Source organism: Paraburkholderia sp. WC7.3g (genome assembly GCF_050436345.1).
Taxonomy (GTDB): Bacteria; Pseudomonadota; Gammaproteobacteria; order Burkholderiales; family Burkholderiaceae; genus Paraburkholderia; species Paraburkholderia podalyriae.
In genome coordinates this window covers 1,702,508-1,721,973 of record NZ_JBNDMA010000002.1, presented here as the reverse complement: position 1 = coordinate 1,721,973, position 19,466 = coordinate 1,702,508, and the positions used below count along the sequence as shown (strand labels likewise).

Annotated in this window: 18 protein-coding genes and 1 tRNA gene; all 19 read right to left on the bottom strand. The window is 61.5% G+C overall.

From position 1 onward, the window contains the following. Nucleotides 1-14: 14 nt before the first annotated feature. A complete protein-coding gene (locus OKW43_RS19435; RefSeq protein WP_429449159.1) occupies nt 15-1,505 on the bottom strand; it encodes an NADH-quinone oxidoreductase subunit M in 1,491 nt (496 codons plus the stop codon). Nucleotides 1,506-1,519: 14 nt separating this feature from the next. Next, entirely contained in the window at nt 1,520-3,580 is a 2,061-nt protein-coding gene (gene nuoL, locus OKW43_RS19430; protein ID WP_429449157.1) for an NADH-quinone oxidoreductase subunit L, read from the bottom strand. A 17-nt stretch (nt 3,581-3,597) separates the two neighbouring features. Further along, on the bottom strand, nt 3,598-3,903 hold the full coding sequence (gene nuoK / locus OKW43_RS19425; RefSeq protein ID WP_006052894.1) for an NADH-quinone oxidoreductase subunit NuoK: 306 nt from the start codon (nt 3,901-3,903) through the stop codon (nt 3,598-3,600). Nucleotides 3,904-3,923: 20 nt separating this feature from the next. Beyond that, a complete protein-coding gene (locus OKW43_RS19420; RefSeq protein WP_187634995.1) occupies nt 3,924-4,616 on the bottom strand; it encodes an NADH-quinone oxidoreductase subunit J in 693 nt (230 codons plus the stop codon). A 192-nt stretch (nt 4,617-4,808) separates the two neighbouring features. After that, entirely contained in the window at nt 4,809-5,297 is a 489-nt protein-coding gene (gene nuoI / locus OKW43_RS19415; RefSeq protein WP_429449155.1) for an NADH-quinone oxidoreductase subunit NuoI, read from the bottom strand. Between the two features lie 15 nt (nt 5,298-5,312). Then, entirely contained in the window at nt 5,313-6,377 is a 1,065-nt protein-coding gene (gene nuoH, locus OKW43_RS19410) for an NADH-quinone oxidoreductase subunit NuoH (protein ID WP_187634997.1), read from the bottom strand. Beyond that, a complete protein-coding gene (nuoG, locus tag OKW43_RS19405) occupies nt 6,378-8,711 on the bottom strand; it encodes an NADH-quinone oxidoreductase subunit NuoG (protein WP_429449153.1) in 2,334 nt (777 codons plus the stop codon). It abuts the gene before it with no gap. Between the two features lie 140 nt (nt 8,712-8,851). Further along, nucleotides 8,852-10,180 carry an NADH-quinone oxidoreductase subunit NuoF gene (gene nuoF / locus OKW43_RS19400; protein WP_187634999.1) on the bottom strand — a complete coding sequence of 443 codons (1,329 nt, stop codon included), beginning with the start codon at nt 10,178-10,180 and terminating at the stop codon, nt 8,852-8,854. Continuing rightward, entirely contained in the window at nt 10,177-10,662 is a 486-nt protein-coding gene (nuoE, locus tag OKW43_RS19395; protein WP_187635000.1) for an NADH-quinone oxidoreductase subunit NuoE, read from the bottom strand. Before nuoE ends, nuoF begins: the two co-directional genes overlap by 4 nt. 132 nt (nt 10,663-10,794) lie before the next feature. Beyond that, nucleotides 10,795-12,048, bottom strand: a complete 1,254-nt coding sequence (locus OKW43_RS19390) for an NADH-quinone oxidoreductase subunit D (RefSeq protein ID WP_187635001.1) — start codon at nt 12,046-12,048, stop codon at nt 10,795-10,797. 9 nt (nt 12,049-12,057) lie between these two features. Next, nucleotides 12,058-12,660 (bottom strand): NADH-quinone oxidoreductase subunit C, encoded by a 603-nt coding sequence (locus OKW43_RS19385; RefSeq protein ID WP_187635002.1) that lies wholly within the window; start codon nt 12,658-12,660, stop codon nt 12,058-12,060. 20 nt (nt 12,661-12,680) lie between these two features. Continuing rightward, nucleotides 12,681-13,160 (bottom strand): NuoB/complex I 20 kDa subunit family protein, encoded by a 480-nt coding sequence (locus OKW43_RS19380; RefSeq protein ID WP_006052903.1) that lies wholly within the window; start codon nt 13,158-13,160, stop codon nt 12,681-12,683. Nucleotides 13,161-13,222: 62 nt separating this feature from the next. Further along, a complete protein-coding gene (locus OKW43_RS19375; RefSeq protein ID WP_187635003.1) occupies nt 13,223-13,582 on the bottom strand; it encodes an NADH-quinone oxidoreductase subunit A in 360 nt (119 codons plus the stop codon). Between the two features lie 158 nt (nt 13,583-13,740). Beyond that, nucleotides 13,741-13,825 (bottom strand) — tRNA-Leu (locus OKW43_RS19370). A 112-nt stretch (nt 13,826-13,937) separates the two neighbouring features. Then, a complete protein-coding gene (secG, locus tag OKW43_RS19365) occupies nt 13,938-14,324 on the bottom strand; it encodes a preprotein translocase subunit SecG (protein WP_187635004.1) in 387 nt (128 codons plus the stop codon). Between the two features lie 82 nt (nt 14,325-14,406). Beyond that, on the bottom strand, nt 14,407-15,183 hold the full coding sequence (gene tpiA / locus OKW43_RS19360) for a triose-phosphate isomerase (protein WP_187635005.1): 777 nt from the start codon (nt 15,181-15,183) through the stop codon (nt 14,407-14,409). Nucleotides 15,184-15,352: 169 nt separating this feature from the next. Next, the gene (locus OKW43_RS19355; RefSeq protein WP_187635006.1) at nt 15,353-16,369 is read right to left on the bottom strand and encodes an NAD(P)H-quinone oxidoreductase; all 1,017 of its coding nucleotides are present in this window, start codon (nt 16,367-16,369) and stop codon (nt 15,353-15,355) included. 149 nt (nt 16,370-16,518) lie between these two features. Continuing rightward, nucleotides 16,519-18,654, bottom strand: coding sequence for a polyribonucleotide nucleotidyltransferase (gene pnp / locus OKW43_RS19350; protein WP_187635007.1), 2,136 nt, complete (start codon nt 18,652-18,654; stop codon nt 16,519-16,521). Between the two features lie 342 nt (nt 18,655-18,996). Further along, a complete protein-coding gene (gene rpsO / locus OKW43_RS19345) occupies nt 18,997-19,269 on the bottom strand; it encodes a 30S ribosomal protein S15 (protein ID WP_008920609.1) in 273 nt (90 codons plus the stop codon). Nucleotides 19,270-19,466: the final 197 nt, after the last annotated feature.

Below are 19,466 nucleotides of genomic sequence, written 5' to 3'. Positions count from 1 at the left end.
TCCTCCGCTCGTCGTTACTGAGGCAACGGCAGCTTCGATTGAGCAACGTGGGAGAGGAGGTTTTCCACGGATACGTGCATCACATCGGTGAAGGGCTTCGGATACAGGCCCATGAAAAGCGTCAGTGCGGCGAGCACTGCCAGCATGAAAAATTCGCGACGGCCGATGTCGAGCAGGCTCTTCACGTGGTCGTTCGCGACCGCGCCGAAGTAGACGCGCTTGTACATCCACAGCGTGTAGGCTGCGCCGAGAATCAGCGTGACTGCCGCGCCACCCGCGATCCAGAAGTTGTACTGGACGGAGGCTAGAATCACCATGAATTCGCCGACGAAACCGGAGGTGCCCGGCAAGCCGCAGTTCGCCATCGAGAACAGCATCACGAACGCCGCGAACTTCGGCATTACGTTGACGACGCCGCCGTAATCGGCAATCTGACGCGAGTGCATGCGGTCGTACAGCACGCCGATGCTCAGGAACATCGCGCCCGAGATGAAGCCGTGCGAGATCATCTGCACGATCGCGCCTTCCGCGCCGAGCTGATTGAAGATGAAGAAGCCGAGCGTGACGAAGCCCATGTGCGCGATCGACGAATACGCGACCAGCTTCTTCATGTCGGCCTGCACCATCGCGACGAGACCGATGTAGATCACCGCGATCAGCGACAGCGTGATGACGACAGGCGCGAGGAAATGGCTCGCATCCGGCGTGACCGGCAGCGAGAAGCGCAGGAAACCGTACGCACCGAGCTTCAGCATGATCGCGGCCAGCACGACCGAGCCCCCGGTCGGCGCTTCCACGTGCGCGTCCGGCAACCACGTGTGCACCGGCCACATCGGCACCTTCACGGCGAAGGCCAGGAAGAACGCGATAAACAACAGCACCTGCGGCGTCATCGCGATTTGCGCGTGCTGCCACGTGGCGAGGTCGAACGAGCCGGTCTCGTTGTACAGATAGATCAGCGCGACCAGCATCAGCAGGGAGCCCATCAGCGTGTACAGGAAGAACTTGAACGCCGCGTACACGCGGTTCGCTCCGCCCCACACGCCGATGATGATATACATCGGAATCAGCGTCGCTTCGAAGAACACGTAGAACAGCATGCCGTCGGCCGCGCTGAACACGCCGACCATGATGCCCGACAGGATCAGGAATGCCGCGAGATACTGGCCGACGTTCTTCGTGATCACTTCCCACGCTGAAATCACGACGATCACCGTAATCAACGCGGTCAACACGACGAACCACATCGAAATGCCGTCCACGCCGAGGTGGTACGTGATATGGAAGCGCTCGATCCAGTTCGCCTGTTCGACGAACTGCAGGTCGGAGGTGCTCGAATCGAAGCTGGTGATCAGCGGCAGCGTGACGAGGAAGCTCAGAACCGAGCCGAGCAGCGAAATCCAGCGCGCGGGGGCGGGGTTGTCGTCGTTGCCGATCGCGAGAACCAGCAGGCCGAAGAGAATGGGCAACCAGATCGCGATGCTGAGAATCGGATAAGCGTGCATAAGTGTCTCTCGCCTTATTTGCCGCCGAGCGTTACAAACAGGGTCAGGAGCCCCAGCATGCCGATAATCATGGCGAACGCGTAGTGGTAGATGTAGCCGGATTGAAGGAAGCGGATCACGCTGGCGAACCAGCCGATGAACCGTGCGCTGCCGTTGACGATGCCGTCGATCACGACCACGTCGCCTTCCTTCCACAGACCCCGGCCAACGGCCACCGCGCCCCGCGCAAACACGACTTCGTTGATCTTGTCCATGTAGTACTTGTTATCGAGCAACGTGTAGATCGGACCGAATGCGCGCTTGATGACAACGGGCAGATCCGGACGGACCAGATACAGGAACCATGCGACTACCACACCAGCGAGCGCGAGCCACACCGGCAGGCCCGACACCGAGTGCAGCCCCATCGACGCCCAGCCCTGGAATTCTTCGGCCATCTCATGCAGCGCCGGATGGTTGTCGCTGACGTAGATCACCTTGTCGAACGCGACGCCGTGCTGGAAGAAGTCGCCGAACAGCAGCGGACCGACACCGATCGCACCGATCACGATCGACGGAATCGCCAGCAGCACCAGCGGCACCCACACGACCCACGGGGTTTCATGCGGCTCGTGCGCGTGGTCGTCGTGACCATGGTCGTCGTGGCCGTTCACGCCATGCCCATGCGACGCGGCTTCGGCGCCCATCGGCGAATCCGGGTGTTTCGGATGTCGGAAGCGCTCCTCACCGTGGAACACCATGAAGTACATACGGAACGAATACAGCGCGGTCACGAACACGCTTGCGACCACCGCGAAGTACGCGAAACCCGAGCCCGGCAGATGCGACAGCTTCACCGCGTCGATGATCGAGTCTTTCGAGTAGAAGCCCGAGAAGAACGGCGTGCCGATCAGCGCGAGCGAGCCGATGAGCGACGTGATCCACGTAATCGGCATGTACTTGCGCAGGCCGCCCATGTTGCGCATGTCCTGATCGTGATGCATGCCGATGATCACCGAACCCGCGCCGAGGAACAGCAGCGCCTTGAAGAACGCGTGCGTCATCAGGTGGAACACGGCGACCGAGTAAGCCGACGCGCCGAGAGCGACCGTCATGTAACCGAGTTGCGACAGTGTCGAATAAGCGACCACACGCTTGATGTCGTTCTGGACGATCCCGAGGAAGCCCATGAACAGCGCGGTAATCGCGCCGATCACCATGACGAACGACAGCGCCGTATCCGACAGTTCGAACAGCGGCGACATGCGCGTGACCATGAAGATACCGGCCGTCACCATGGTCGCCGCGTGAATCAGCGCCGAGATCGGGGTCGGGCCTTCCATCGAGTCCGGCAGCCACACATGCAGCGGGAACTGTGCCGACTTGCCCATCGCGCCGATGAACAGGCAGATACAGGCGACCGTCAGCAGCCCCCAATCGGTACCGGGAAAGTTCAAGGCCGCCAGTTCAGTACGCTTCGCGAAGACTTCGCCGTAGTTCATCGAACCGGCGAACGCGAACAGCAAACCGATTCCGAGCAGGAAACCGAAGTCACCGATGCGGTTCACGATGAACGCCTTCATGTTCGCGTAGATCGCGCTCTCACGCTTGAAGTAGAAGCCGATCAGCAGGTACGACACGAGACCCACCGCCTCCCAGCCGAAGAACAGCTGCAGGAAGTTGTTGCTCATCACGAGCATCAACATCGAAAACGTGAACAGCGAGATGTACGAGAAGAAGCGTTGGTAGCCGTCGTCGTCGGCCATGTAGCCGATCGTGTAGATGTGCACCATCAGCGAGACGAAGTTCACCACACAGATCATCATCGCGGTCAGCGAGTCGACGAGGAAACCGACTTCGAGCTGCGTCTTGCCGATCGACATCCATTGATAAACGGTCGCGTTGAAGCTCGCGCCATCCATCACTTGCAAAAAGACGATGACCGACAGGATGAACGAAACCGCGACGCCGAGGATCGTGACCGAATGCGCACCCGCTCGCCCTACCGCCTTGCCGAACAGCCCCGCGACCAGGGAGCCGGCGAGCGGCGCAAGCGGAATTGCCAACAGCAGGTTTTCATTGAGTATCGTGGACATAACCGCTTTTCCTGAAATTAACCTTTGAGCTGATCGAGATCCTCGACATTGATCGTGTCGAGACTACGGAACAGGGTCACCAGAATTGCGAGACCGATCGCCGCTTCGGCTGCCGCAACCGTCAGTACGAAGAAGACGAAAATCTGGCCGTGCACGTCGCCCAGGTAGTGCGAGAACGCAACGAAATTGGTGTTCACCGCCAGCAGCATCAGTTCGATCGCCATCAGGATGATGATGACATTGCGGCGGTTCAGGAAAATGCCGACGATGCTGATCGCAAACAGGATCGCGCCGAGGACAAGGTAATGGGCAAGGGTCAACATGATTTCTATCTCCTGTCCGCTCAGCTGTTCTTGGCAGGTGCCGAGTCGGCTGCTGCTGCCGCTGCCGCGGCAGCAGCTTGTTCCGCCGCGATTGTCGCCGCGGTTTTCTCTGACGGCATCTTCACGACGCGCACGCGATCCTGGGCACGGACCTTGACCTGGGCGCTGACGTTCTGACGCTTGCTGTCCTTCTTGTGGCTCGTGGTCAGCGCGATCGCCGCGATGATCGCCACCAGCAGGATCAGGCCAGCGATTTCGAACGCGAAGATGTAGTCGGTATAGATGACCTTGCCGATCAGACGCGTATTCGACCAGTCGCCCATACCGGCCGCGGCTGCGGCCGTGTCGTGCAGTGCCGTGGTGGTCGCGCCGTAGCCGTGCCACAGGATCAGCGCGGTTTCGATCACGATGATCGCGCCCACCGCCGAGGCCATCGGCACGAAACGTTTGAAGTCCTTGCGCAGCACGTCGAGGTTGATATCCAGCATCATCACGACGAACAGGAATAGCACCATCACCGCGCCGACGTAGACCAGCACCAGCAGGATCGCGAGGAACTCGGCCTCCAGCAGCATCCAGATCGCGGCTGCGTTGAAGAACGCCAGCACCAGAAACAGTGCGGACGACACCGGGTTGCGCGAGGTGATCACCTTCAGCCCTGACACCACCAGGAGCAGCGCGAAGATGTAGAACAGTACGGTCGTGAATTCCATGATTACCGGTTCATCGTTAGGCCATCGTCAGGCATTGTTCTTTGGCACGCGTGGCTGGCAACAGCGGACGGAACCGCCAGAACCTCCACACAGGTGCGCCGTGCCGCGGCGTTCAGGCCGCGGCGCTCGGCCCGACAGCAGGCCGTGTTACTGCTTTTACTGCCGCAATTACTGCGTCAGCGGGAAAGCGCTTCAACGATACGGTGCGTCGGCTGCCTTGTTGGCGGCGATTTGTGCTTCATAGCGGTCGCCAACGGCCAGCAGCATGTCCTTCGTGAAGTACAGGTCGCCGCGCTTCTCGCCGTGAAATTCGAGAATGTGCGTCTCGACGATCGAGTCGACCGGGCAGCTCTCTTCGCAGAAACCGCAGAAGATGCACTTGGTCAGGTCGATGTCGTAGCGCGTCGTGCGGCGTGTGTTGTCCGCGCGCGTCTCCGATTCGATGGTGATCGCGAGCGCCGGACACACTGCTTCGCAAAGCTTGCACGCGATGCAGCGCTCTTCGCCGTTTTCATAGCGGCGCAACGCATGCAGACCGCGGAAACGCGGCGAGATCGGAGTCTTCTCTTCCGGGAACTGGACGGTGATCTTGCGCTGGAACGTGTAGCGTCCGGTCAGCGCGAGGCCTTTCAGCAGTTCCGTGAGGAAGAAAGTCTTGAAGAAGTTTTGGATTGCGGTCATAGGTTCGTCCGCCCTTTATTTCCAGATGTTCAACGGCGACATGATCCAGAAGCCGACCACCACGAGCCACACCACGCAGACCGGAATGAAAATCTTCCAGCCGAGACGCATGATCTGGTCATAGCGATAGCGCGGGAACGTGGCACGCGCCCAGATGAACACCGACAACAGGAAGAAAACCTTGGCGACGAGCCAGACGATGCCCGGGATGAACGACAGGAACCCGAACGGGGCGCTCCAGCCGCCGAGGAACAGTGTTGCAGCCAATGCCGAGATCACTATCATGTTGATGTACTCGGCGAGGAAGAACAGCGCGAACGCCATACCCGAGTAATCGATCATGTGGCCCGCGACGATTTCCGATTCGCCCTCCACCACGTCGAACGGGTGGCGGTTCGTTTCGGCGATGCCCGAGATGAAGTACACGACGAACATCGGCAGCAGCGGCAGCCAGTTCCAGGACAGGAAGTTCAGGCCGTGCGAGGCGAAGAAGCCCTGCTCCTGCGAGCCGACGATGCCCGACAGGTTCAGCGTGCCGGCCGTCATCAGCACGACCACCAGCGCGAAGCCCATCGAGATTTCATACGAGACCATCTGCGCGGCGGCGCGCATCGCGCCGAGGAACGCGTATTTCGAGTTCGACGCCCAGCCGGCCAGAATCACGCCATACACGCCGATCGACGAGATCGCCATCGCGTACAACAGACCCGCGTTGATGTCGCCCAGCACCGCGCCCGCCTGGAACGGAATCACCGCCCAGACCGCGAAGGCCGGCACCACCACCATGATCGGCGCGATCATGTAGATCCAGCGACTTGCCTGGGCGGGCTGGATCACTTCCTTCAGAAGTAGTTTCAGCACGTCGGCGATCGGCTGCAAGAGCCCGGCGGGGCCCACGCGGTTCGGACCGAGACGCACGTGCATCCAGCCGATCAGCTTACGCTCCCACAGGATCAGATAAGCGACGCACAGCAGGATCACAACGGCCACCACCAGGATGCGCACGAGCGCCCACACCGTGGGCCATGCCACACCGAGAAGTTGGGCGCCGCCCGAGTTGATCGTATCGAACAAGCTCATTTACGCCTTCTCCACCACCAGTTCACCGAACAGGCTGCCCAGCGCTGCACCGGCAGGCGTAGCCGCCGATACGCGGACGACCGTCTCCGCAAGATTCGCATCGCGCACGGCCGGCAACTGCACCGCTTGCTCGCCCTGACGAACGCGCACCGCGTCGCCCTCTTTCAAACCCAGTCTGTCGAACAGCGCAGCCGGCAGGCCGACCGAGTTCGCCGCACGGGCCGCCGCGGTCAGATGCAGCGACTCCGCGCGACGCACCAGCGCATCGGCATGATAGATCGGCACGTTCGCGAGACGCTCGAACTTGCCTTCCGCCGCCTTCACGGCCTTGCCGCGCGTCACCGCGACGCCGGTGCGGTTCGATAGACGCGACTTCAGTTCGCCGTCGCCGAGCGCGGCCGTGCGCACTTCTTCGACCGTGTCGTATTCGAAGCCCGGCGCGCCGAGCAGGCTGCCCAGCACGCGCAACACCTTCCAGGCCGGACGCGTGTCGCCGAGCGGACGCACGACGCCGTTGAACGCCTGCACCGTGCCTTCCGCGTTGACGAAGGCGCCGGCCGTTTCCGTGAACGGCGCGATCGGCAGCAGCACGTCGGCGTAGTCGGCGCCCGTCTGGAACGGCGACATCACGACGACCATGTCGGCCTGCTTCAGCGCGGCAAGCGCCCGCGCCGGATAGGCCGTGTCGAATTCCGGCTCGAGGTTCAGCAGCAGATAGCCCTTGCGCGGCTGCTCGAACACTTCGCGCGCATTCAGACCGCCATCGCCCGGCAGCGCATTCACGAGGTGCGCGCCGACCGTGTTGGCCGCTTCGGTAAGGAAACCGAGCGTTGCGCCGGTTGCCTCGGCAATCCATTGCGCCGCGGAGTGGATCGCCGCGAAGTCCGGATGACGGACCGCTTCGTTGCCGAGCAGCACGACACGATGCTCGCCGGTAGTCAGCGATTTCGCGATCTGCTTGTGTGCGTCGTTCGGCTGCGTGCCCGCGAATGCTTCCGGCAGCGCGACGCCCTTCGCTTCGCCCACTGCACCGGCGACACCCGCGAGCGCGTCGAGCCATGCCGACGGCGCCGCGACCACGCGGTGCGCCTGCGGGATCAACGCGTCGTCGTTGGTGGACTGGATCAGCGTGAGCGCCGAGCCGCCGCGAGCGACCTGGCGCAGACGTGCGGCGAACAGCGGATGATCGCGGCGCAGATCCGAGCCGATCACGAGCGCGGCGTCGACGTTCGACAGATCGGCGATCGTGCTGCCGAGCCACGGCGCGCCGGTAACGGGCGCCGAGAAATCAGACTGACGCAGACGGAAGTCGACGTTCGGCGTGCCGACCGCTTGTGCGATCTGCTTCAACAGGAACAATTCTTCGACCGTGCTGTGTGCGCTCGACAGCGCCGCCAGCGCGTTCGCGCCGTGGTCACCCTTGATGCCGTTCAGCCCTTTGACCACGTATTCGAGCGCGGTCTGCCAGTCGGTTTCGACCCACTGGCCGCCCTGCTTGAGCATCGGTTTCGTCAGACGCTCGGGGCTGTTGAGGCCTTCGTACGAGAAGCGGTCCTTGTCCGAAATCCAGCACTCGTTGATCGCTTCGTTTTCGAACGGCAGAACGCGCATCACGCGGTTGTTCTTAACCTGCACGATGAGGTTCGCGCCGACGGAATCGTGCGGGCTCACGGACTTACGGCGCGACAGCTCCCATGTACGGGCGCTGTAGCGGAACGGCTTGCTCGTGAGCGCGCCGACCGGGCACAGGTCGATCATGTTGCCCGACAGTTCGGAATCGACTGTTTTGCCGACGAACGACGTGATTTCCGCATGCTCGCCGCGGCCCAGCATGCCGAGCTCCATCACGCCGGCGATTTCCTGGCCGAAGCGAACGCAACGCGTGCAGTGAATGCAGCGCGACATCTCTTCCATCGAGATCAGCGGGCCCACGTTCTTGTGGAACACCACGCGCTTTTCTTCGCTATAGCGCGACGACGACTTGCCGTAACCAACGGCCAGATCCTGCAACTGACATTCGCCGCCCTGGTCACAGATCGGGCAATCCAGCGGATGGTTGATCAGCAGGAATTCCATCACGGCTTGCTGACCCTTCACCGCCTTGTCCGACATGGTGCGCACGATCATGCCGGCCGACACCGGGGTCGCACACGCGGGCACGGCCTTCGGCATCTTCTCGACATCGACCAGACACATCCGGCAATTGGCCGCAATCGACAGCTTCTTGTGATAGCAGAAGTGAGGAATGTAGGTGTCGACCTTATGCGCAGCCTGAATCACCATGCTGCCTTCAGGCACCTCGACTTTCTTGCCGTCTATTTCGAGTTCAACCATGATGGTCAATCTTCCTTAACCTGTTACCGCTCAATCGTTCGCCAGTTCATCGCCCGCTTCGGACGATGAATCCTGTGGTTGAGGTATTCGTCTGGTGGTTATCCGTGAGCTGCCTGTTGGCCGGACTCAGGCAGCCACCGTCATGCAGCCACTGTTTCGGGCGCCGCCGCCATGCCAGCATGACCGCCGACGAGGCAATGCTTGTGGGCGACGTGATATTCGAATTCGTCCCAGTAGTGCTTCAGCATGCCCCGAACCGGCATCGCGGCCGCGTCGCCGAGCGCGCAGATCGTGCGGCCCATGATGTTGTCCGCGACGGAGTTCAGCAGATCCAGATCTTCCTGGCGGCCGAGACCATGCTCGATACGATGCACGACGCGATACAGCCAGCCCGTACCTTCCCGGCAAGGCGTGCACTGACCGCACGACTCTTCGTAATAGAAGTACGACAAACGCAGCAGCGAGCGCACCATGCAGCGCGTCTCGTCCATCACGATCACCGCGCCCGAGCCGAGCATCGAGCCGGCCTTCGCGATCGAGTCGTAATCCATGTCGGTCTGCATCATCATGTCGCCCGGAATCACCGGCGCCGACGAACCGCCGGGAATCACGGCCTTGATCTTCTTGCCGCCGCGCATGCCGCCGGCGAGTTCCATCAGCGTCGCGAACGGCGTGCCGAGCGGAATTTCGTAATTGCCCGGACGCTCGACATCGCCCGACACCGAGAAAATCTTCGTGCCGCCGTTGTTCGGCTTGCCGATTTCAAGGTAATTCTGCGGGCCGATGGCGAGCAGGAAAGGCACCGCCGCGAACGTTTCGGTGTTGTTGATCGTGGTTGGCTTGCCGTACACGCCAAAGCTCGCCGGGAATGGCGGCTTGAAGCGCGGCTGACCCTTCTTGCCCTCGATCGATTCGAGCAGCGCGGTTTCCTCGCCGCAGATGTACGCGCCGTAACCGTGGTGCGCATGCAACTGGAACGAGAAGCCCGAGCCCATGATGTTGTCGCCGAGGAACCCGGCGCGACGAGCTTCTTCTAACGCTTCTTCAAAGCGCTTATAGACTTCCCAGATTTCGCCGTGAATATAGTTGTAGCCGACCGTAATGCCCATCGCGTACGCGCCGATCGCCATACCTTCGATCAGCGAATGCGGATTGAAGCGCAGGATGTCGCGATCCTTGAACGTACCCGGCTCGCCCTCGTCCGAATTGCAGACGAGGTACTTCTGGCCCGGGAACTGACGCGGCATGAAGCTCCACTTCAGACCGGTCGGGAAGCCCGCGCCGCCGCGGCCGCGCAGACCCGACGCCTTGACGTCGGCGATTACCTGCTCGGGCGCGATCTTTTCTTCCAGGATGCGGCGCAGCTGCGCGTAACCGCCGCGCGCCAAGTAGTCTTCGAGATGCCAGTTGTCGCCGTTCAGGCCGGCGAGAATCAGCGGTTTGATGTGACGATCGTGTAAAGACGTCATTTCGAAAGTTCCTCGAGCAGCTGGTCGATCTTCTCGCGGCTCATGAAGCTGCACATGCGTTGATTGTTCACCAGCATCACCGGCGCGTCGCCGCACGAACCCATGCACTCACCTTCTTTCAGCGTGAATTTGCCATCGAGCGTGGTTTCGCCGAAGTCGATGCCGAGCTTCTGCTTCAGGTATTCAGCGGCGCTTTCGGAACCGCCGTCCGGGCCGAGCTGACACGGCAGGTTCGTACAGAGCGTGATCTTGAACTTGCCGACCGGCGAGGTCTCGTACATCGTGTAGAAGGTCGCTACCTCCTGCACGGCGATTGCCGGCATGCCGAGATAATCCGCGACGAACTGCATGAGTTCGGGCGACAGCCAGCCATGCTCCGTTTGAGCAGTGGCCAACGCCGACATCACGGCGGACTGTTTCTGATCGGCGGGGTACTTTGCGACCGCACGATCGATTTCTTTCAGGCCTTCAGCTGAGATCATTTTCAGACACGACTCTTTCAATTCCTACCGAACGAAAACCCGTCGCTGACGTCATACTGCGACAGACCCGGCGTTCCTTTACTTGACGCGCTGGCGGTGCGATGACCGCAGACACGCGTCGATGAATACGTCCTAGCGATCCACTTCGCCGAACACTATGTCCTGCGTGCCGATGATCGTCACTGCGTCGGCGATCATGTGACCGCGCGCCATTTCATCGAGCGAGGACAAGTGCGCATAGCCCGGTGCGCGAATCTTCAGGCGATACGGCTTGTTGGCGCCGTCCGAGATCAGATAGATGCCGAACTCGCCCTTCGGATGTTCGACTGCGGCATACGCCTCGCCTTCCGGTACGTGGAAGCCTTCGGTGAACAGCTTGAAGTGATGGATCAGATCTTCCATGTTCGACTTCATGCCGACGCGCGACGGCGGCGCAACCTTGTGATTGTCCGTCATCACCGGGCCGGGATTTTTGCGCAACCACTCAATGCACTGTTTCGCGATACGCGTGGACTGACGCATTTCTTCGACGCGCACCAGATAGCGGTCATAGCAGTCACCATTCACGCCGACCGGGATGTCGAAGTCGAGCTTGTCATAAACTTCGTACGGCTGCTTCTTGCGCAGGTCCCACTCGATGCCAGAGCCGCGCAGCATCGCCCCGGTCATGCCGAGTTGCAGCGCGCGTTCCGGGCTCACCACGCCGATGCCGACCAGACGCTGCTTCCAGATCCGATTGTCGGTGAGCAGCGTTTCGTATTCGTCGACGTACGTCGGGAAACGCGTGAAGAAGTCGTCGATGAAGTCGAGCAGTGAACCCTGCCGGTTCTCGTTCATCTTCGACAAGGCTTTCGCATTGCGAATCTTCGATGCCTTGTATTGCGGCATTGCGTCAGGCAGATCGCGATAGACGCCGCCCGGACGATAGTAAGCCGCGTGCATCCGCGCACCCGACACCGCTTCGTACACGTCCATCAGGTCTTCGCGCTCGCGGAACGCGTAGAGGAACACCGCCATCGCGCCGACGTCGAGCGCGTGCGAGCCGATCCACATCAAGTGATTCAACACGCGCGTGACTTCGTCGAACAGCACGCGGATGTATTGCGCGCGCAGCGGCACGTCGATGCCGAGTAGCTTTTCAATGGCCAGCACATAGCCGTGCTCGTTGACCATCATCGACACGTAGTCGAGACGATCCATGTACGGCACCGACTGGATGAACGTCTTGCTTTCGGCGAGCTTTTCAGTCGCGCGATGCAGCAGACCGATGTGCGGATCGGCGCGTTGGATCACTTCGCCGTCGAGTTCGAGCACGAGACGCAGCACACCATGCGCTGCCGGGTGCTGCGGGCCGAAGTTGAGCGTGTAGTTCTTGATCTCTGCCATGACGTTCTCTTAGTGTTTCAGACCGCCATAGCGATCCTCGCGGATCACGCGCGGCGTGATTTCCCGCGGCTCGATCGTCACCGGCTGATAGACGACGCGCTTCTCTTCCGGGTCGTAACGCATCTCGACGTAGCCGGAGACAGGGAAATCCTTGCGGAACGGATGACCGATGAAACCGTAGTCGGTCAGAATGCGGCGCAGGTCCGGGTGACCTTCGAAGACGATGCCATACAGGTCGAACGCTTCGCGCTCGTACCAGTTGACCGAATTCCAGATGTCGACGACGGACGGCAGGATCGGCATGTCGTCGTCCGGTGCGAACACGCGCAGACGCAGACGCCAGTTGTTTTGCACCGACAGAAGATGCAGCACGGCCGCAAAACGCGGACCGTCGTAAGCGCCTTCGGCGTAGGTCTGATAATCGACGCCGCACAGGTCGACACACTGCTCGAAACCGAGCGAGCGGTCGTCGCGCAGACGCTTTGCCACGTTGAGGTAGTCGCCTACCTTGACGACGATCGTCAATTCACCGACCGACTCGGTCACGCTCGACAGGAGGCCGCCAAAGGCCGCCTCGAGGTTCGCTTTCAGGGTCTCGAGTTTGCTTGCCATATTGTGGAGAGGCGTTGGCCTTATTGACGGGCGATGGTGTTGGTGCGGCGAATCTTGGCTTGCAACTGGATCACTCCGTACACCAGCGCTTCCGCTGTGGGCGGACAACCCGGCACGTACACGTCGACCGGGACGATCCGGTCGCAGCCGCGTACCACCGAGTACGAGTAGTGGTAATAGCCGCCGCCGTTCGCACACGAGCCCATCGAGATCACCCAGCGCGGCTCGGCCATCTGGTCGTAGACCTTGCGCAGAGCGGGCGCCATCTTGTTGCACAGCGTGCCAGCGACGATCATCACGTCCGACTGACGCGGACTCGGACGGAACACCACGCCGAAACGGTCGAGGTCATAACGGGCAGCGCCCGCATGCATCATCTCGACCGCGCAGCACGCAAGACCGAACGTCATCGGCCACAGCGATCCGGTGCGCGTCCAGTTGATCAGTTTGTCTGCCGTAGTGGTGACAAACCCTTCCTTCAAGACCCCTTCGATACTCATTTGCTTTCCACTCCAGACGGGGCGGCGAGCCTGGCCACCCACGCAAACCGGCGATTAATCCATCATTCCCAGTCGAGGCCACCCTTCTTCCAGATGTAGGCAAAACCAAGAAGGAACTCGAGCAGGAAAATCATCATTGCCACGAACCCGGTCCAGCCGATGTCACGCAATGCCACACCCCATGGGAACAGGAACGCGGTTTCAAGGTCGAAAATGATGAAAAGAATGGCGACGAGGTAGTAGCGCACGTCGAATTTCATGCGCGCATCTTCGAACGCTTCGAAGCCGCACTCATACGGTGCGTTTTTCTCGGTGTCGGGCTTGTTTGGACCGAGGATCTTGCCAATACTGACCAGTGCTACGCCTAAACCGGTGCCCACAATGAGGAACAACAAAACGGGGAAATAGGCTGCGAGGTTCAAGACAATCCTCAATCGGTTGGTTCTGAGTGCCGTCAGGAGCATAGCACCACTGACGCGAAATCACTTCCTCAACGCGCATGGCGTAAGCCCTGCGGCCATACGCCAGAAGTGAAAATGCCAGCCGAAGCGAAGCAAGCGGCTGGCATTTAGATAACATTTGGTGCCGACGGCGAGACTCGAACTCGCACAGCTTTCGCCACTACCCCCTCAAGATAGCGTGTCTACCAATTTCACCACGTCGGCACTATATGCAATCCGGGAAAACAACTTGTAAAACCCGCGAATCGCTTCAAGACTTGAATTGTAACGTGTCTAAACAGATTGTTCAACGCACAAGAGCGCTTCGGCCGAAAATTTATTTCGGTACGCCCGTCGCCGGAACCGACGCGGGCGAAGCCGGCGCGGCGGCCGATGCCGCCGCCGGAGCCGAGCCCGCAGCCGGCGCGGAAGCCGTGACCGGCGCAGTGACAGCCGCGCCCAGCACGCCTGCCGACGGCTTCACGCGATACGCACCAAGGTAAGTGAGCGCCAGCGTCGTGGCAAAGAACAGCGCTGCGAGCACCGCCGTGGTACGCGACAGGAAGTTCGCCGAACCCGTCGCGCCGAACAGACTACCCGACGCGCCGCTGCCGAAAGCCGCGCCCATGTCGGCACCTTTGCCGTGCTGCAGCAACACGAGTCCGATGACCCCGAGCGCCGACAACAACTGAACGACGATAATTAATGTTTTCAAATACAGCATCACACTCACCTGAGTCTTTATTTAACCGCGCCGCACACAGTGTGTTGCGCGAAATGGAGTCATCCTTGCCGAGACGTCCTGCTTAACTCGCAACGCTGGTCGCTGCGGCCGCCTTGCAGATCGCCAGGAAATCCTGATCTTTCAACGACGCGCCTCCGATCAGGCCGCCGTCGATATCGAGCTGACGAAACAGTTCTTCCGCGTTGTCCGGCTTCACGCTGCCGCCGTACAGCAACGGCACGTCCGCCGCGCCCTTTGCCACGAGGCGCGCGCGCAGGAACGCATGCACGGCTTGCGCCTGTTGCGACGACGCGCTCTTGCCCGTGCCAATTGCCCACACCGGCTCATACGCGACGACGAGACCACTCGCTTCCTGAGCCGACAGCTTCGCGAGCACTTCTTCGAGCTGCCCGCCGACCACCTGCTCGGTCGAACCAGCTTCGCGTTCCTCGAGCGTTTCGCCGACGCAGACGATCGGCGTCAAACCCGCTTCGAGCGCACGCTGCGTTTTCACGGCGACCAGTTCGGCGCTTTCGCGGTGATACGCGCGACGCTCCGAGTGCCCGACGATCGCAAACGTGGCGCCGAAGTCCGTCACCATCGGCGCAGCCACTTCTCCGGTATAGGCACCGTGCGTGAACGCGGACACGTCCTGCACGCCCCACACGACCGGGCTACCTTCAAGCAGCGACTGGGCCTGCGCGAGATAGAGGCTCGGCACGCACACACCGACGCGCACGTCGGCCGGCAACTCACCGGAGCCCTGGGCGACCGCCCGCAACAACGCGGCGTTCGCGGCGAGCCGCCCATGCATCTTCCAGTTACCGACTACCAGTTTCGCTCGTTGTTGATTCGACATCGTCTCGTATTGTCCTGTCTTGCCAGTCCTGCCTGTTGTGCCGGCGGACCCCGCTCGCGCCTCGCTGCGGCTCGTTGCCTGCGCCAGAGGCTCCAACCGTCGCATCGATTCGGCGCGCGCAAAACGCGCAATTTTACTGCGTGGGGTGGATCGGGTCAAACCGATGACGTCAAGCCTCCTGACCCCACGTCAACACGATCTTGCCGACGTGCGTGCTGCTTTCCATCAGCGCATGCGCGTCGGCAGCCTGGGCAGCCGAAAACACGCGATGCACGACCGGCTTGATGCGCCCAGCTTCGAGATGGGGCCACACGCGCTCCTTCAGTTGCGCGGCGATCTGTGCCTTGAACTCGATGGGCCGCGGCCGCAGCGTCGAACCGGTGAGCGTCAGACGGCGACGCAACACTTCGTTCAGGTTCAGCTCCGCCTTCGCGCCGCCAAGCAGTGCGATTAGCACGATGCGGCCACCGTCGGCGAGCGCTGACAGTTCCCGCGGCACGTAGCTGCCCGCCACCATGTCGAGGATCACGTCAACACCGCGATCGTTGGTCAGCGACTTGATGACTTCGACGAAATCTTCAGTCTTGTAGTTGATCGCCCGTTCGGCACCGAGCGCTTCGCACGCGCGGCATTTATCGTCCGAACCCGCGGTGGCGAACACACGGAATCCGAGCGCGTGCGCAATCTGGATCGCCGTCACGCCGATGCCGCTCGAACCGCCCTGCACGAGCAGCGTTTCGTTCTCGCCGCCTTCGCCCAGACCGAGCTGCGCGCGATTGAACACGTTGCTCCACACCGTGAAAAAGGTTTCGGGCAGCGAAGCCGCTTCGATATCCGACAACCCCGCCGGCACCGGCAGGCACTGCAGCAACGGCGCGGCCGCATACTCCGCGTAGCCGCCACCCGCCAGCAGCGCGCACACGCGATCGCCGATCTGAAGACCGAACGGGTTGTTCTTCCCTTCGATCGTCCCGCCGACGATCTCGCCCGCCACCTCCAGCCCTGGCAGATCCGACGCGCCCGGTGGCGGCGCATAACCGCCCTTGCGCTGAAACACGTCCGGACGATTGACGCCGGATGCCGCCACTTTGATCAGTACTTCGCCCGCCTTGAGCTGCGGCGTCGGACGCTCCGCCAGCTTAAGGACTTCCGGCGCACCGAATTCCGTGATTTCGATCGCTTTCATCTGCGTCAACTCCAAGATTGGATTGCGTTGCCCACCGTTGCTGCCATCTGCCGTAGCGCCGCGCTGCGATTCGAATCCGCAACGCAATCCATCCTGCATGAAAAACGGCCGGCGCGCATGACACGGCCGGCCGTTTGTCCGCTACCGCATTACTGCGGAGTCGGTTCGCCTTGCGGCTCGTCGTTCAGCAATGCTTTCGCCGACAGACGCACACGACCCTTTTCGTCCGTCTGGATGACCTTGACCTTCACCTGCTGGCCATCCTTCAGATAGTCATTGATGTCCTTGATGCGTTCGTTGGCGATTTCGGAGATATGCAGCAGACCGTCCTTACCCGGCAGGATGTTCACGATCGCGCCGAAATCGAGCAGCTTGAGCACGGTGCCTTCGTACACCTGGCCCACTTCGACTTCCATCGTGATCGCCTCGATACGACGCTTCGCTTCGGCCATGCCTTCGCTGTTCGTGCTCGCGATCGTGACGACGCCGTCGTCCGAAATATCGATCGTCGTGCCGGTTTCTTCGGTCAGCGCGCGGATCACCGAGCCGCCCTTGCCGATCACGTCGCGAATCTTTTCCGGGTTGATCTTGATCGTGATCATGCGCGGTGCGAACTCCGACAGCTGCGTGTTCGCGCCGGCCACGGCCGAGGTCATCTTGCCGAGGATGTGGATGCGGCCTTCCTTCGCCTGCGCGAGCGCGACCTGCATGATTTCCTTCGTGATGCCCTGGATCTTGATGTCCATCTGCAGCGCGGTCACGCCTAGTTCCGTACCCGCGACCTTGAAGTCCATGTCGCCGAGGTGATCTTCGTCGCCGAGAATGTCAGTCAGCACCGCGAAGCGGTTGCCTTCGAGGATCAGGCCCATCGCGATACCGGCAACGTGCGCCTTCATCGGCACGCCAGCGTCCATCAGCGCGAGACAGCCGCCGCACACCGAAGCCATCGAGGACGAACCGTTCGACTCGGTGATTTCCGACACGACGCGGATCGAGTAGCCGAATTCGTCGGCGCTCGGCAGGCATGCGACCAGCGCGCGCTTCGCCAGACGGCCGTGACCGATTTCGCGGCGCTTCGGCGAACCGACGCGGCCCGTTTCGCCGGTCGCGAACGGAGGCATGTTGTAGTGGAGCATGAAGCGTTCGCGGTACTCGCCTTCGAGCGCGTCGATGTTTTGCTCGTCGCCCTTCGTGCCGAGCGTCGCGACCACCAGCGCCTGCGTCTCGCCGCGCGTGAACAGCGCCGAGCCGTGGGTACGCGGCAGCACGCCGGTGCGAATTTCGATCGGGCGCACGGTGCGCGTGTCGCGGCCGTCGATACGCGGCTCGCCGTTCAGGATCTGCGTACGGACGATCTTCGCTTCGATGTCGAACAGCACGTTGCCGACCGACGCCTTGTCGGCCGCCACGGTGCCCGCCGCCGCCGCTTCTTCCTCGAGCTTCGTCGAAGTCGCAGCGTAGACTTCCTTCAGCTTGGTCGAGCGAGCCTGCTTGTCGCGAATCTGGTAAGCGGCGAGCAGATCGGCTTGCGCGAGTTCGGTCACGCGCGCGATCAGCGCTTCGTTCTTCGCGGCCGGCTGCCAGTCCCACTCGGGCTTGCCGCCTTCGCGGACCAGTTCGTGGATCACGTCGATCGCGGTCTGCATTTGCTCATGACCGAACACGACGGCGCCGAGCATCACTTCTTCGCTGAGCTGCTGCGCTTCCGATTCGACCATCAGCACCGCGCGTTCCGTACCGGCGACGACGAGGTCGAGCGCCGACTCCTTCATCTGCGGACGCGTCGGGTTCAGCACGTATTCGTTGTTGATGTAGGCCACGCGTGCCGCGCCGACCGGTCCGTTGAACGGCAGACCGGACACCGCGAGCGCCGCCGACGCGCCGATCAGCGCGGGGATGTCGGCGGGGATTTCCGGATTCAGCGACAGCACGTGAATCACGACCTGGACTTCGTTGTAGAAGCCTTCCGGGAACAGCGGACGCAGCGGTCGGTCGATCAGGCGCGAGATCAGCGTCTCGCCTTCCGACGGACGGCCTTCGCGGCGGAAGAAGCCGCCCGGGATCTTGCCGGCGGCGTAGGTCTTTTCGATGTAATCGACGGTGAGCGGGAAGAAGTCCTGGCCCGGCTTAGCGGTCTTCGCGCCGACCACGGTGGCGAGCACCACGGTATCTTCGATGTCGACGATCACCGCGCCGCCCGCCTGGCGAGCGATTTCACCGGTTTCGAGGCGAACGTTGTGCTGCCCCCACTTAAACTCTTTGACGATCTTGTTAAACATAGTCATTGCTTTTCCTCATCGTAATGCCGCGCGGACCGGAGCGGCGCGGCAACGCCAGGGCCGGCGCCGCATGGGAAGAGTCGTGCTATGCCATTCCAGAGAGCCACGCGCTGCGCGCGCGCGAACCGCTGGAATGACACAAAACTCTGCCCTGAAGCCCGGCCATATTCCTGTTACTGCCTGCTTTACTGCTGTCTTGCTGCTGCTACTGCGTTGCCCGTGGACGCCGCGCGAACCGGCATACGCCGCGGATCACAGGCGGCACGCGTTACACGAAGCGTGCCGTGCAAAAACAAAATGCCTGTATCAGCGAAACTGACACAGGCATCTTGCTGAACGACTGGCCGATTACTTACGCAGACCCAGCTTCTCGATCAGGCTGCGGTAACGATCCGCGTCCTTACCCTTCAGGTAGTCGAGCAGCTTGCGACGGCGGCTCACCATGCGCAGCAGTCCGCGGCGGCTGTGGTGATCCTTCGTGTGCTCCTTGAAGTGGGAGGTCAGTTCGTTAATACGGGTCGTGAGCAGCGCGACCTGAACTTCGGGAGAGCCGGTGTCGTTGGCTGCGCGTGCGAATTGCGCGACGACTTCGGACTTCTTGCTTGCTTCAACTGCGGACATGTCAATTTCCTTGATAACTGGACAGGCGGTCACGGAAGAAAGGCCGTGCCGTGGGATACCCGTTTCACAATTTACTGAGCCCCTTCGTGGCTGAATCGACTGAATCGGAACTCAGCCCAACAACGGGACGCGTATTGTAGCACAGCCGACTCCGGCCGCGAACCCCGGGCTGGCAAGGCGGATCGAGGGCCGCTCGC

What these genes read in the sequence shown, in the direction of transcription:
- OKW43_RS19385 (WP_187635002.1), bottom strand. Translation starts at nt 12,660, where the DNA reads ATGGCAAGCAAACTCGAGACCCTGAAAGCGAACCTCGAGGCGGCCTTT.
- OKW43_RS19390 (WP_187635001.1), bottom strand. Translation starts at nt 12,048, where the DNA reads ATGGCAGAGATCAAGAACTACACGCTCAACTTCGGCCCGCAGCACCCG.
- secG (WP_187635004.1), bottom strand. Translation starts at nt 14,324, where the DNA reads ATGCTGTATTTGAAAACATTAATTATCGTCGTTCAGTTGTTGTCGGCG.
- OKW43_RS19420 (WP_187634995.1), bottom strand. Translation starts at nt 4,616, where the DNA reads ATGGAATTCACGACCGTACTGTTCTACATCTTCGCGCTGCTCCTGGTG.
- tpiA (WP_187635005.1), bottom strand. Translation starts at nt 15,183, where the DNA reads ATGTCGAATCAACAACGAGCGAAACTGGTAGTCGGTAACTGGAAGATG.
- nuoF (WP_187634999.1), bottom strand. Translation starts at nt 10,180, where the DNA reads ATGACGTCTTTACACGATCGTCACATCAAACCGCTGATTCTCGCCGGC.
- OKW43_RS19435 (WP_429449159.1), bottom strand. Translation starts at nt 1,505, where the DNA reads ATGCACGCTTATCCGATTCTCAGCATCGCGATCTGGTTGCCCATTCTC.
- nuoG (WP_429449153.1), bottom strand. Translation starts at nt 8,711, where the DNA reads ATGGTTGAACTCGAAATAGACGGCAAGAAAGTCGAGGTGCCTGAAGGC.
- OKW43_RS19380 (WP_006052903.1), bottom strand. Translation starts at nt 13,160, where the DNA reads ATGAGTATCGAAGGGGTCTTGAAGGAAGGGTTTGTCACCACTACGGCA.
- nuoI (WP_429449155.1), bottom strand. Translation starts at nt 5,297, where the DNA reads ATGACCGCAATCCAAAACTTCTTCAAGACTTTCTTCCTCACGGAACTG.
- nuoH (WP_187634997.1), bottom strand. Translation starts at nt 6,377, where the DNA reads ATGAGCTTGTTCGATACGATCAACTCGGGCGGCGCCCAACTTCTCGGT.
- pnp (WP_187635007.1), bottom strand. Translation starts at nt 18,654, where the DNA reads ATGACTATGTTTAACAAGATCGTCAAAGAGTTTAAGTGGGGGCAGCAC.
- nuoK (WP_006052894.1), bottom strand. Translation starts at nt 3,903, where the DNA reads ATGTTGACCCTTGCCCATTACCTTGTCCTCGGCGCGATCCTGTTTGCG.
- nuoE (WP_187635000.1), bottom strand. Translation starts at nt 10,662, where the DNA reads ATGATCTCAGCTGAAGGCCTGAAAGAAATCGATCGTGCGGTCGCAAAG.
- OKW43_RS19355 (WP_187635006.1), bottom strand. Translation starts at nt 16,369, where the DNA reads ATGAAAGCGATCGAAATCACGGAATTCGGTGCGCCGGAAGTCCTTAAG.
- nuoL (WP_429449157.1), bottom strand. Translation starts at nt 3,580, where the DNA reads ATGTCCACGATACTCAATGAAAACCTGCTGTTGGCAATTCCGCTTGCG.
- rpsO (WP_008920609.1), bottom strand. Translation starts at nt 19,269, where the DNA reads ATGTCCGCAGTTGAAGCAAGCAAGAAGTCCGAAGTCGTCGCGCAATTC.